This is a genomic window from Nocardioides halotolerans DSM 19273 (assembly GCF_000422805.1).
Classification (GTDB): domain Bacteria; phylum Actinomycetota; class Actinomycetes; order Propionibacteriales; family Nocardioidaceae; genus Nocardioides; species Nocardioides halotolerans.
In genome coordinates this window covers 35097-48039 of record NZ_AUGT01000027.1, presented here as the reverse complement: position 1 = coordinate 48039, position 12943 = coordinate 35097, and the positions used below count along the sequence as shown (strand labels likewise).

The 12943-nt window shown below is 66.7% G+C and carries 13 protein-coding genes; 5 read left to right on the top strand and 8 right to left on the bottom strand.

The annotated features are described in order from the left end of the window. Position 1: 1 nt before the first annotated feature. Positions 2 to 526, top strand: coding sequence for an SRPBCC family protein (locus G514_RS25810; protein ID WP_051247196.1), 525 nt, complete (start codon positions 2 to 4; stop codon positions 524 to 526). Positions 527 to 671: 145 nt separating this feature from the next. On the opposite strand, the gene G514_RS0109125 is transcribed toward G514_RS25810, so the two are convergent. Beyond that, complete coding sequence (locus tag G514_RS0109125) at positions 672 to 2267, bottom strand: alkaline phosphatase (protein ID WP_051247193.1); 1596 nt, start codon at positions 2265 to 2267, stop codon at positions 672 to 674. Positions 2268 to 2804: 537 nt separating this feature from the next. Between G514_RS0109125 and G514_RS29800 the strand changes: the two genes are divergently transcribed. Next, positions 2805 to 3776, top strand: a complete 972-nt coding sequence (locus tag G514_RS29800) for a M23 family metallopeptidase (protein ID WP_211222095.1) — start codon at positions 2805 to 2807, stop codon at positions 3774 to 3776. A 68-nt stretch (positions 3777 to 3844) separates the two neighbouring features. Here G514_RS29800 and G514_RS0109115 read toward each other — a convergent pair whose 3' ends face one another. The 3 genes from G514_RS0109115 to G514_RS0109105 are packed head-to-tail and all read right to left on the bottom strand — an operon-like array spanning position 3845 to position 5852. Continuing rightward, positions 3845 to 4603 (bottom strand): cytochrome c biogenesis CcdA family protein, encoded by a 759-nt coding sequence (locus G514_RS0109115; RefSeq protein ID WP_245582148.1) that lies wholly within the window; start codon positions 4601 to 4603, stop codon positions 3845 to 3847. 20 nt (positions 4604 to 4623) lie between these two features. Then, positions 4624 to 5247, bottom strand: a complete 624-nt coding sequence (locus G514_RS25800) for a vitamin K epoxide reductase family protein (protein WP_084151916.1) — start codon at positions 5245 to 5247, stop codon at positions 4624 to 4626. Next, positions 5244 to 5852, bottom strand: a complete 609-nt coding sequence (locus G514_RS0109105) for a DsbA family protein (RefSeq protein WP_157544678.1) — start codon at positions 5850 to 5852, stop codon at positions 5244 to 5246. Before G514_RS0109105 ends, G514_RS25800 begins: the two co-directional genes overlap by 4 nt. A gap of 137 nt (positions 5853 to 5989) precedes the next feature. On the opposite strand from G514_RS0109105, the gene G514_RS25795 reads away from it, so the two are divergent. Beyond that, positions 5990 to 6583 carry a TlpA family protein disulfide reductase gene (locus tag G514_RS25795; RefSeq protein ID WP_051247188.1) on the top strand — a complete coding sequence of 198 codons (594 nt, stop codon included), beginning with the start codon at positions 5990 to 5992 and terminating at the stop codon, positions 6581 to 6583. After that, positions 6583 to 7389: a DUF3152 domain-containing protein gene (locus G514_RS31365; RefSeq protein ID WP_084151912.1), complete on the top strand. Its 807-nt coding sequence runs from the start codon at positions 6583 to 6585 to the stop codon at positions 7387 to 7389. Before G514_RS25795 ends, G514_RS31365 begins: the two co-directional genes overlap by 1 nt. Here the strand turns inward: G514_RS31365 and G514_RS29120 are convergent. Together G514_RS29120 and G514_RS0109090 are read right to left on the bottom strand one after the other, a co-directional pair. Further along, a complete protein-coding gene (locus G514_RS29120) occupies positions 7350 to 8351 on the bottom strand; it encodes a M56 family metallopeptidase (RefSeq protein WP_051247186.1) in 1002 nt (333 codons plus the stop codon). The genes G514_RS31365 and G514_RS29120 overlap by 40 nt on opposite strands. Further along, positions 8348 to 8716, bottom strand: coding sequence for a BlaI/MecI/CopY family transcriptional regulator (locus G514_RS0109090; RefSeq protein ID WP_051247184.1), 369 nt, complete (start codon positions 8714 to 8716; stop codon positions 8348 to 8350). Before G514_RS0109090 ends, G514_RS29120 begins: the two co-directional genes overlap by 4 nt. A 64-nt stretch (positions 8717 to 8780) precedes the next feature. On the opposite strand from G514_RS0109090, the gene lnt reads away from it, so the two are divergent. After that, entirely contained in the window at positions 8781 to 10343 is a 1563-nt protein-coding gene (lnt, locus tag G514_RS25785; protein ID WP_084151910.1) for an apolipoprotein N-acyltransferase, read from the top strand. Here lnt and G514_RS25780 read toward each other — a convergent pair. Further along, entirely contained in the window at positions 10272 to 12287 is a 2016-nt protein-coding gene (locus G514_RS25780) for a bifunctional copper resistance protein CopD/cytochrome c oxidase assembly protein (protein ID WP_051247180.1), read from the bottom strand. The genes lnt and G514_RS25780 overlap by 72 nt on opposite strands. Then, complete coding sequence (locus G514_RS29790; protein ID WP_169576358.1) at positions 12284 to 12823, bottom strand: copper resistance CopC family protein; 540 nt, start codon at positions 12821 to 12823, stop codon at positions 12284 to 12286. The genes G514_RS25780 and G514_RS29790 overlap by 4 nt, the downstream gene beginning before the upstream one ends. Between the last annotated feature and the right edge of the window lie 120 nt (positions 12824 to 12943).

Genomic DNA, 12943 nt, shown 5'->3' with positions numbered 1-12943 from the left:
CGTGCAGGACGACACGGCCCGGCAGGCCGGGCGCCGAACCTTCGAGGTCCGCTCCGACCTGAGTGCCCCTGCCGAGCGGGTATGGGAGCACGCGACGGATCTCGCCGGGGTAAACGCTGAGTTGATGCCCCTGATGCGGATGACCTTTCCAAAGGGAGCGGGCAGCCTGTCGGCTGATCGAATCCAGCTCGGTGAGCGGCTGTTCCGGTCATGGCTACTTCTGTTCGGCGTGGTGCCGATCGACTACGACGACCTCACGATCGTCGAACTACAGCCTGGACACCGCTTTCTGGAGCGGTCCCGCATGATGAGTGCCTCGGTCTGGGAGCACGAGCGCGTCGTCGAACGCACGAGCAGCACCTCGTGTCGAGTCAGCGACCGACTGTCGTATCGTCCGAGGTTCGCTCCTTTCGGTCTCGTGCTCGGCTGGCTCGTGCCTCGCCTGTTCGCGCATCGCCACCGCCGACTGCGGCGTTTGTTCGGCGGCGCGGACGGGTCGCACGCGGATCCATCCCGTCCCTGCTAGGAGACGTCGCCGCCCGGGGTCGCTCTACGAGGGTGGTCGTGCAGGACGCTGACCCATGCCCACATGGCCTGCGGGTCCCTTGCGCGGACGACGGGTCGGCGCCAGTCCCTGATGCCGACCCGTCGTCGTGGTGCCTCGCAGGTTCTTACTTGCTGACCTTGACCATGTCGGTGTCGGTGACGGTCCCGCCTGGCCCGACGGCCGTGACCGTCACGGTGACGCTGCCCGGGCCGGCCTTCCCCTTCAGCTTGGCGGTCCCCCCATCGCTCCCAAGTGCCTTGGCGTCCAGGATCGCGCCATTCTGCGAGAGGGTCACCGTCACCTTCGTGGCGCCGGCTGCGGCGACCACGACCCGGAGCCCCTTCTTCCTCAGGTCCGACTTACTGATCTTGTTGTCCGTCGCCACGACGCTAGCCTTGGGCGCTAGCGGTGCCGGGGGTTGCGTACCCGGACCCGGCAGAGTGCTCGGTGTGCGACCCAGCATCGTCAGAAACAGGTCGGTCTGGTCGATCGTGCCCGTCACGTTCGCTGCCTGCGGACCCTTGGCGGCTACCCGGATCTGCGAACCGGTGTGGTCCGAGCCGGCGTCGCTGGTCGAGTAGGCCACCGTCATCGGGTCGCCGTCGGCGGTCCTGAGCGTGGCGACCTGCTTTCCGTCGGTGTTTCCACCGACGATCTGGGTGGAGTGGGAGTGGTCGCCTGTGACGATGATGAGCGTGTCCGGGTGGGTCTTCTGGTATTCCAGAGCCACCTTGACCGCCGCATCGAGCTCGACAAGGTCGCCGATCGCGCCGCAGATGTCGGACGCGTGCTCCTGCTTGTCCACCATGGCGCTCTCAGCCTGCAGGAAGAAGCCATTCGGGTTGTCCAGCAGCTGGATGGCCTTCGTCGTCATCTCCGACAACGTCGGCTGGTTGCCGCGTACGGAGGGAAGGCACTGAGCGTCAGGCCCTCCTGTTCCGGGCGGTGGGGCGGCGACAAGCGGTGCGAACATCGGCGTCATGTTGCCGCCGGTGAACAGACCGAGCACTGGGCCACCCTGCAGCGAGGTGATGCCGTCCATGGCGGCCTTGTCCTGCACGAGCCGGTAACCCTTGGTGGTCGTGGCGTAGGTGAGCGCCGTCGGACCAGCGTCGGTCACCTGGTCGTAGCGGTTCTTGCCGCCACCCATCAGCACGTCGACACCGGAGTCGACGAGCTGCTCAGCGATGGAGCCCTTACCGCCGTTGGACTTCTTTGCGGTCGGGCAGTTGGTGAGGTCCGTCGGGCCCTGGCAAGCGCGCAGGTTGATGTGCGAGGCGGCTGCGGCCGGCGTGGCGTCGGTGATCTCGGACGTCGTGATGTTGCCGGTGAGCTTGCCCTGCTTCTCGTACTTCTCGAGCACGGTCTCGTAGTCCTGACCCGGGACGTTGTCCGCCGTGCTGGGTCCCTGGGAGACGCGGCTGTCGACGGTCTTCTTGCCGGTCGACCAGGCGCTGGCCGTCGGCGCCGAGTCCGAGACGTAGGCCTTCTGGTAGTCCGGGCCAGGCCCGACCTTGAGGCCGTGGGTTGTCATGGCGCCGGTGAACGGCAGTTCGTCGAGGGCGAAGCGGCCGTCCGCCCCGAGGGCGTAGTTGCGGGCGGCGGTGATCATGGAGTCATCGGTGCCGTCGCCGATGAACAGGATGACGTTGCGGGGTTTGGAGGGGTCAATCTGGGACGCGAGGACAGCAGAGCGGTCGTCGGTGAAGCCGACCTGCACAGCGGCCGCGGTTCCGGCTCCGAGGGCGGCGGTACCTACAAGCAGGCCCGCACCCAGGAGCGCGAGACGTGGGTTTCGCACGAGGTTTCCTTTCGATGGAGTGGTCGCGCGAAACGTCTCCTACGCAGACGACCTGCCAACAGTCGTCGCACGCCTTGCACGTGACTACGAGATGACGCCACGGAGAAGCGATCGGACCGCGTTTCAATCTCACCGCGCACGACCGCAGCAGTGCCGTGTGGATACGCCGAGCAAGCGCAAGTCCCTGTCCGCAGTGAATTTTCGGGGCCGTTGCCAATCCGTTATGGTCGGGCTTCGCCTACCGCCCCCGATGCGTTCACAAGAGGTCTATCCGTGGGTCAGCACCGAGCAGACGTGCCTTCACCGGCACGCGCCGGCGCAGCGACCTCCCACGCTCCAGGACGACGGGCGGCCAACGTTCCCGTTGACTCTCGTAGCACGACATCGAGCCTCCTCGCGGCGGACATCCGGGCGGAGGCGGACAGGCAGTCATACGTCGGAAGGCGTCGGGCGTCGGTGCCGCAATCCTCGGAGGTATCGACATATCGGGACGACGTCGACAGACGAGCCAGTGTCGAAGATGTACTCGCGTCTCTCGAACCGGTCGACCAGACCACCTCCTTCGAAGCTGAGGACACCGCGCGGCTCACGATCGACCGGTGGCGGCCAGAGGCAGAGGCGGCAACGTACGTCAACGATCGGCCAGTCCAGCCCGGCAGGCGCCGCGCGATCAAGCACGCCTCTTCCCGTGGTCCACTCTCAAAAGCGCTCCCCTCCGCACCGGTGCTACTCGGCATCGCTGCCCTCGCAGTGTCGATAGGCGGCGTTCTAACGACGGGCGACCAACTGCCAGTCAGCACCGTCGCCAGCGGGCCAGAGCCCGCCTCGGCCCTCAGTGGCTCGAGCAACATCGGCAGGGCCGTTGCCGACCGGGGTGAGGTCGTGACCCGGAACTCGTACCGCGCGGCCGATCGCAACAAGACACACCAGGGCACGCCCGGGTCGGTCGAGGATCTTGCGGGCCATCGCAGCACCGCCCTGACGCAAATCGCGGCCGACGCCGAGAAGCAGGCCGCCTTCCTCGAGCTCAACCTCTGGCAGTACCCCCTGTCCTCGGTCAACCTCACGGCGACGTTCGGTCAGTACGGACTCTGGTCGAGCTACCACACCGGCCTGGACTTCAACGGCGACACCGGGGACCCGATCTACGCGATTGCCAACGGCGTGGTCACGGCAGCAAGCTACGACGGCCCCTACGGCAACAAGACCGTCATTACCCTCGATGACGGCACTGAGCTCTGGTACTGCCACCAGACGTCGTTCAGCGTCAGTGTCGGCGACACGGTGCGAGGTGGTGACGTCATCGGCACCGTCGGAGCGACTGGAAACGTCACCGGCTCTCACCTTCACGTAGAGGTCCGTCCCGGCGGCGGCGACCCCGTCGACCCCTACGCCGCGATGCAGCAGCACGGCCTTTTCCGCGATTGAGCCGCTCCTCGGCTGGCTAGCGCCACAAACAGTGCGCAGGACCGGCGACCTCAATCGCCCGAACTGGCTCAAATGGGAGGCTGCCAAGCCGCAATCACGGCTTGCAGCCGAGCCACGAGCTCGGACCAGACGCCGCTGACCTGGAGCACCCCCACCACGATCAGGACCACCCCGCCACCGATGCTGACCCACCGTGTGCGGTTCCGCATCCACGAGAAGACGCGCATCGCGCGGGTGAGGGAGAGCGCAGCAAGTACGAACGGCGTGCCAAGTCCGAGCGCGTAGGCCAGCGAGAGGAGCGCTCCCCGACCTGCGGTTGCGGACGTCGTTGCCAAGGTGAGCACCGCGGCTAGCGCCGGTCCGATGCAAGGAGTCCAGCCCACGCCGAACACGGCACCGAGGATGGGCGCACCGGCGAGGCCCACCCGGGGTCGTAGTCGTGGCCGGATACTCGCGTTGAGACCCGGGATCCGGTCCCCCAGGCCAGCGAAAAGCAGCCCCAACAGGATCGTGATGACGCCTGCCACACGGATGATCGCGTCCTGGTGCTCGACCAACCTTCCGCCGAGACTGCCGAAAAGGGCTCCGTAGCTGGTGAAGACGGCGGCGAACCCCAATACGAAGAGCAGCGACCCGGCCAGCACTCGTCTACGCCCTGTCTCGATCGGCTCGCCTCGCAGCTCGCGAGTGACCGTCGACTCCTGGCCGGCGATACCGGCGACGTAGGACAAATAGCCGGGAACAAGCGGCAGCGAGCATGGCGTGAAGAACGACAGCAGACCGGCCAGAGCCGCGATCGGAAGTGCAATGACGAGCGAGCCGCTCAAGATCGCGTCCTGGGCACCATTCACAGCAGGGTCGACCAGTACGACCAGAACTGCTCGCCGATGAGAACCACGAGAAGTAGCGCCACGGCTAGCAGAGGCGGAGCATGCCAGCTGCGCAGCGCTCTGGATGCCGCGGACCGCTGCGCCCGCTCACCGAAAGCTCCCGCATGCAGGTTGCGAATCGTGACGTACCAGAACGTAGGTATCACCACGGCCCACACGACCATGCAGTAGGGGCAGAGCGCGCCGATGCGGTAGAGGCTCTGGAACACCAGCCACGCGACGAAGACGACGCCGAACACCGTCCCGGCCTGCAATCCGAGCCAGTACCAGCGGGCGAGACGACCGCCGGCCAGGACCGCGGCCCCCGTGGTCGCGACGACCGCGAAACCGGCGATGCCGAGCAAGGGATTCGGAAAGCCAAAAATCTCGGCTTGATCGGTCTTCATGATCGAGCCGCAGTTCAGGACCGGGTTCATGCTGCAGCTCGGAACGTAGTTCGAATCCTTGAGCAGCGCGATCTTCTCGACGAGCAGGGTGCCTGCGGCGACGAGACCGATGAGGCCACCTACCAAGAGCCACCACGCGAGCCGCCGGTCGGATCTGACGTTGGTGCCGCCCTCGTTGACGGCGGCGTCGATCACTTCGTGAGGGCTGCGTCGATCGCGTCGACCAGGTCCTGAGCGCTCTCCGGCTGGATCAGCTCGCCGTCGATGTAGAGCGTCGGCGTCCCCTGGACCTCGAGAGACGTCCCGTCGTCAACGTCCCTCTGGACGCGCGCGGCCACCTCCTCGGACGAATAGTCAGCATCGAATTGCGCCATGTCGAGACCGAGCTCCTCCGCGTAGCTGCGGAACAGGTCGTCCATCGGCTCTTGCTTCTCCGACCAGGACGTCTGGGTGTCGTACATCTTCATGTACATCTCCTCGAACTTGCCCTGCCGGGCCGCAGACTCGACTGTCCGCGCGGCCCGCTCGGAGTTGAAGTGTCCGGGCAACGGGAAGTATCGAGCTACGAAGGTGACCTCGCCGGCGTAGTCCTCGCGCAACTGCTCCACGATGGGAAACAGAGCCAGGCAGGCCTCGCATTCGAAATCCAGGAACTCGACGAAGGTGACACCACTGGCCCCTTCCTCACCGATGATTCGGCTGTCCTCGCGCAATAGCGGCGAATCCGCTTTGGACGTGTCGACCTTGGCGACTGGTCCGTCGTCGGATGCAGCCCCCATGGCGAAGAAGATCCCCACCATGACGGCGACCGCGGCCGCAAGTCCTAGGGTGATCTGAGTAGGGGTTCGCACTCTTGCTCCTCCGGAGATCGGGCTGCTGCGGACGCGAAAAGACGTGGCGTCCGCCTTGTACTAAGCAGAATAGTAGTGTCTGGTTGGTGGACAGCCCGAAGGCCGTCGCGACCCGCATAGTCGTCTGCCTACTTCTCACGTCTACCGCCGCTTGCTCGGTTGGCGGTCAGACAGAGATCGATGGTGGCATCACTAGCGACGAGTCAGGCGAGGGCACGATCCAGCGGTACGCCCCCGAGGATCGGGTAGGCGTCGACGATTTCTCGGGCACCCTTCTTGACGGCGGCGTCATTGCCGCAGACGACCTCGATGGAGATGTCGCGGTGGTCAATGTGTGGGGCTCGTGGTGCGGCCCGTGCCGGGTCGAGGCACCCGCCCTGCGTGAGGTCGCGAACGCGTTCGAAGACCAAGGCGTGCAGTTTCTTGGACTCAACGTGCGCGACAACGATGCGGCCGCACTCGCCTTCGAGAAGCGCTTCGACATCCCGTACCCGAGCCTCACGTCAAAAGACTCCCCCGCGGCGTCACTCGCCTTCGGGGGGGAGCTGAGCACCATGGCGGTGCCCATGACGGTCGTTCTCGACCGTGACCGCCAGATCGCCGCCCGCGTCGTGGGGCAGGTCAGCGAGCCGACCTTGCGCGGCCTGGTCGAAGACGTGCTGGCGGAGAGCGACGAGTAGTGGTGCCGCAAGGGCGGCACCGAGCCTCGCGTCGCCGGTGGAACCATCTGACAGTCGGGGCGCTATCACTGGCCGGCACCCTTGGCGCCGCCGGTGTGGTACTGCTCCTCACAGGAGGAGCCGGGACATCCACTGGACCTGGGACGGGCGCCGGCGACAAACCACGCGCCGCCGCGTCCGTGCTTGTTGAGACGCGACCCCCAAACGAGCCCAGCCCGGCGTCGTCACTAACTGAGCGCCCGAGGCCGACCCCGAGCCTCACTCCAAGACCGAAGCCCTCCGCTCCACCCATCCCCGATGACGGACCCGGCACCTTTGCTGTCGTTGCGGCCAGCGGCGAGGCGCCAGAGGCCGTCGAGGCCATCTCTTACACCGTCGAGCTTGAGTCCGGTCTGCCACTTCGGCCGCGAGCCGTGGCTGGCTTCGTCGACGCCACGCTCGCCGATTCGCGGGGGTGGACCTCCGAGGGCGACCACGTGCTGGGGCGAGTTGCGAGCGACCCGGACGTACGGGTGCTAGTTGCCTCGCCAGGCACGACCGACGAGCTGTGCGCTCCCCTTGACACACAGGGACAGGTTTCGTGCCGCAACGGAGCATTGGTCGTCCTGAACGCGTTGCGCTGGGCGGAAGGAATTCCCGACTATGAGGGCGACCTGCTGCAGTACCGTCGCTACTTGGTCAACCACGAGGTCGGTCACGCGCTGGGGCATGCCCATGTGACGTGCCCCGGTCCAGGCGAACCCGCGCCGGTGATGATGCAGCAGACCTACGGCTTGGAGGGGTGCTCGCCAAACCCCTGGCCGTGAGCCGAAGTTGAGCTCGCGACTGGCGTCGAGCAGCAGGTGCCCTCAACGGCAGGGCTCAGAGCCAGAGCGACGGGCGCCGCGAGCACCAGCGCTCCCAAGGTGGCAGCAAACACGAACCGCGGCCTGCGCATAGGAACCGTCGACCGACTCAGTCGCTCAATTCGCGCAGCGGCCTCGCAGCGCTGTCGCGGGGCAGAGCCGCTTGCTCCCAAGGCGGGACCGACTGGCATCGGCGAGAGCGCGACCAAGGCTCGGGCGAGGTCTTGCCGATCCGAGATGTGGCGCACTGCGTCATCGGCCTGCATCTCAGCCAGGGCCCCGATCTGTTGGTGAGCGAGGCCGAACACTCCGACGCCGTAGAAAGTACGCGACAAAGCCGCGGCCAGACTCAGCGCCAGATGATGCCGCACCCGCAGGTGACGTCGCTCATGTGCGAGCACCAGGTCAAGCTGGTGCGACGACAGTGTGTTCATTGCTCCGCGTGTGACGACGACCGTGTTGGACCGCCCTGGGAGGCAGTAGACAAGGGCGACGTTGTGCTCGACGACATCGAAGCCTCTCGGGTCCGTGACGCCTACGAGGGCCAGCGCCTGTCGCTGCCCGGTACGACGTCGACGCGCGATACGCAGTTCATTCACTGTCAGAAGGCCGAAACGCATCGCGATGGCCACGCTGACGGTGAGGCCGACGGTCGCCGCGGCGAGGCCGCCCGGCGCCTCGTAGTGCTCCGCCAACGCGTGGGAGCAGGAGCGCAACAGCGCAGCGAACTCATCACGCAATGGCGTCGCGGGCACGGCGACAACGACTCCAGCCAAGACAAGGGAGATTGCCGCCGAGACGCTGGTCGTCTGCCAGACCCAGATCCCCCATGCCGGAGCTCGCGCCGCCCAGTCTGATCGCACGAGCAACCTCGCGAACCCAAAGACCAGAAGCGTGAAGCCCAGCAGCAATAGCGTGATCATCGCGCCGACCCGTCATCGGTCTGGCCGAGCGCTCCGCGCAGGTCTGCCCGGGTGTCCTCGTCCAGTCGGCCCAGGAAGTGCAAGAGCGCCGCACGCCTGTCCCCGGTGCTGTCCAACACGTCATCGAGGAGTGCGGAGGTGTACGCCGCCCGGCTCTGTTCGGCCTCGTAGACGAAGGCCCGCCCGTCCTTGTGGCGCCGTACCAGGCCCTTGGCGTACAGGTTGTCAAGGACCGTCATCACGGTCGTGTAGGCGATTGCACGCTCGCGCCGAAGGTCCTCCAGAACCACGCGCACAGACAAAGGCTCGGAGGCATCCCAGAGTCGTTGCATCACGACCGCTTCGAGCTGACCCAGCGACTTCACCAAAACTCCTCGCTTGCTCCTACCCGGCATAGTAGATACCTCAGTGACTCGAGGACCAGCAGCCATGACATCACCTGGTCGCGCCGTCGCCAAAGCCAGGTCCGCCAGAGCCAAAGCCCCCATAGCGGTATCGGCCTTGTGCGGGGTTGTTGGGGGTCTGGCTACCGCGGCGGCGTTCGAGCCGTGGACGTTGCCCTACCTGGCCCCGGTCGGCATTGGTTTGCTCGTCGTGGGCGTCCGCCATGGCTCCAGAACCGCCACACTGCTGACCGGCACGCTTTTCGGGCTGGCCTTTATGGGGCCGGTGCTGTGGTGGCTCTGGTCCTCCATCGGGCCCGGAGCCTGGGTCATTCTTACCTTCGTCCAAGCGGTCTGGTTCTCGATCTTGGCGATCGCGTTCCGATGGGTCGCACACCTACGGGGCTGGCCCCTGTGGTGCGCGCTGCTGTGGACGGCCGCCGAGCAACTGCGCAGCACCTGGCCCTTGGGTGGCATGCCCTGGGGCCGGCTCGGCTTCGGAGTCGTGGATACGGCCTGGGCCCCGACGTTGAGCTGGGTGGGAGTGACCGGCGTCAGCTTTCTGGTGGCTCTCATGGGATGCACCTTGGCCTTTATGGTCCTTAGTCCTACGCGAAGGCCCAGCGGCCTGCTGGCGCTGATGGCGCCCTGGCTGCTCGCCGTGACTCCCGCCTCAGCGGGGGCGGTCCTGCCAGCTTCTCCCCTTGCAGAGACCGCACAGGTCGGCGTGGTCCAAGGTGGTGTCCCGGGGGCCGGAAACCGGCTCTCCGCGTTCCACCGCGAGGTCACCCGCAACCACGTCGAGGAGACCCGAGGCCTGATGACGCGGGCCAGGGCCGGTGGCATTGCCCAGCCGGACTTCATCCTCTGGCCGGAGAACGCCACCGCAGTCGATCCGATCCGGGACGTGGAGGCTCAGAGCGGGATAGTCACCGCACTTGCCGCGGCGGAGGTTCCGATCGTGATCGGCTCGATCGTGGACACAGATCGCGCCGACCGGGCACTCAACCAGGGCATCGTGTGGACCAGCGACGGTTCGGCGGACCGATACACCAAGCAACACCTGGTGCCGTTCGGCGAGTACGTACCGTTCCGATCGTTGGCCGAACGGATCTCCTCCCGCGTCGCCGAGATCCGGCGCGACATGATCCCTGGCTCCGATGCCGCGCCACTGAACATAGGAGGGTTGGCCGTCGCGGACGCGCTGTGCTTCGACGTCGCCTACGACGACGTCATCGGGCCTCAAGTTCTGCGGGGCGCCGACCTCGTCACCGTTCAGACCAGCAACGCGATGTTTCTCGGAACTGCGCAGCTGGAGCAGCAGTGGGCAATCAGCCGGGTCCGCGCTTTGGAGACTGGCCGGTCGGTTGTGGTGGCATCGGTCAATGGCGTCTCCGGCGCTATCGGTCCGGACGGAACCGTGCTGTCGCGGCTGCCGGTGCGAGCGACCGGAAGCGACGTGGTGGAGGTTCCAGTGTCCGACCGGCGCACCCTGGCGGTGACACTCGGGCCCTGGCCCGCACGCAGCGCTGTCGCGCTAGGAATCGCCGGGCTGCTCGCCGCGGGGGTCGTGCGCCGACGTACCCGTTCGTCCCGGACCGAGGCCTGACAGATAGGCGTTGTAAGCCGCCAACTGACGACCGCCGTCCCGTTCCTCCTGGCGGTCGAACCGCGCTCCATCGAGCTGGTCAGATCGGACCCACGAAAACACGAGCAAACCTGCCAGCAACGCGAGCGGGTAGTCGCCCAGGGCCCAGCCCAGTGACGCGCCGAGGTACTGGTCATCGGCGAGCGAGGCCGCCCACGAGGGTCGGACACTGACGAACCAGCCCTCGGCAAGGATCCGTGAGCTGGCCATCAGGGTGACTGAGAACAGTGAGTGGAAGCCGAACGTCACCATGACCATGAGCACTCGGAGTGGGTAGTCCGGCTGGCGCAGCCCAGGATCGATCCCGACCAAGCATCCCGCAAAGAAATAGCCCGATACGAGGAAGTGGGCGGTCATCAACACATGGCCGGTATGCGTCTCGAGCGCAAGCGGGAACAGTCCGCTGTAGTAGAAGACGACCAAGCTCACGATGAAGTTGCCGGCCGCGACCAGCGGATGCGACAACAACTGGGACACAGGAGAGTGCACTATCGCGAGAGTCCACTCCCGCGGCCCCATCGAGCCGTCCGCTCTCCGCCGAAGGGTCCGCAACGCCAAGGTGACAGGAGCGCCGAGGACGAGCAGCACCGGGACGGTGGTGGCAATAGTCATGTGCTGGACCATGTGCATGCTGAACAGGACTCGGCCGTACGCGCCGGGAGCGCCACTGGTTGCCCACACAAACAGAGTCCATCCCAATACCCATGCGATGGTGCGACCAACCGGCCAGCGGTCGCCACGTCGGCGCAGACGCATCGCTCCCGCGACGTACAGGAGAACGCCCACCAGCGCGACAGGCAGCCAGAATCCATCGACCTGCCACGCGGTGAACCAGTCGACCGCGTGGAGGCGATCCGGCACTGGGTAGCCGAGGAAGTCTTCGGCGCCGTCGACGATGCGTGCGTCCGACGACGCGGGCGGAGGTGTGCGGTTGAGGGCCACGGCAGTTCCGGCGGCCGCGGCCATTACAACCGCCTCCACGACAACCATCCGACGGAAGACGGCTGCCCCCCGGGACTCGATGAGACCAGCCATCCGACGCCGGTGCTGGAGCCCGAGCAGGCCAAGCAGAGCCGCGGCCGCAATCTTGAGAAGGAGCAACACCCCGTAGTCCGAGGCCAACGCCGCCGGACGCTCGATCCGGATCACTGCCCCGGCAACACCGGCCACGGCCACCAGCGCAAAGCACCAGCCGGCGAGAGAGGAGTAGCGGCGCACCGCGGCCCCCAGCCGGTCTCCCAAAGAACCCCGGACCACAACGAGACCGAACAAGCCACCCGCCCACACGGCCACACCGAGTAGGTGCGCGGCCTGCGCGTCGACAGCGAGGTCGTGGCGGAGCGTCCCTGCGCCGTGCGCGTTCAGCGCCATGGGCCACAAAGCTGCCATAGCGATGACGGCCGCCAGACCGGCCACGCGGACGCTGGCGGCCGTCAGTGCGAGCAGACCTGCGCTCATGGCCAGCACGGAACTCCAGAGCAGGTACTGCCCCAGCTCGTAGTCGTGCGCGAAGAACAGCACCTGGTCGACGAACCCGGCCGTGCCGAACGCCGATCCGGAGACGTCGGAAAATGTGAGAGCGATCAGCGCCATCCCGAGTCCCGCCCACAGCAGAGCGATCCGGCCCGCGAGGTCGACCAGCCGTCGAGAGGGTCCATGAAGTCGTCCGGCCCGCATGCCGTCCGGTGCCCACACGCAGGCCACCGCGAGGACCAGCATTCCCACAGTTGCCATCGCCGCCAGGTCGCGGAGCGCCTGAGTGAACGGTAGGCCGATCCGCGTGACCCGGCCCGGGTCCGGGAGCCCCGGAAGGCCAGGGCCGAGGCCGCCTGTGACCAGGAGCAGTCCGATGGCGGTTGCCGGCGCCACCGCGACAAGCGCGAACGCCAGGCCGCGCTGCCTCACGAGTCGAAAGAGCGGCGTCGGGCTCGGATCAACCAACCACAGCCGGTCGCGACGCCTAGCAGGGTGATGCCGCCGATCACCAGCGTGGAGGTCGTCGTGCTTGTCGTCGCAGTCGGTCCGTCAACCGCCTCGGGTACTGACTGCGGCGAGCTGCTGGGCTGAGGACTCAGCGTGGGTGACGACTGACCCGGGGTCGTGGGCGCCGCCGCCGGGTCTTCGTCCGATCCGTCCGCAGCCGGTGCGCGAAAGGCTATAGACCCTTCGACGGCATGGCCGTCTCGGGACGTCACGCGATAGGTAGTTAGCCAGACGGTGCCGGCCCGACCCTCGGGGAGCGCCTCCGGCGGCACAGTGGCCGTGAGCGTCGAGGGCGTCCTTCCTTGTCGAACAGGAAGGACGCTGCGTCGTTCATCCCCCTTGTCGCCCACCGACAGCAAGACCGTCGACAGTTCGGGACTGATCGCGTCATTGAAATACAGCGTGACGGTCGTAGGCGTCACGTCGAGCCGGGAGCCGTCCTTCGGATCCGTCCTCACCAGCTCGGTGTGGGCGGAGGCGAGCGATGGGACGAGAACCACTGTCAGCGCCGCTAGCGTCGCGGCGACCCTGCGTGTCCTCAAGGCGATTCTCCCTCCCAACGATGGCCCGGTTCGATA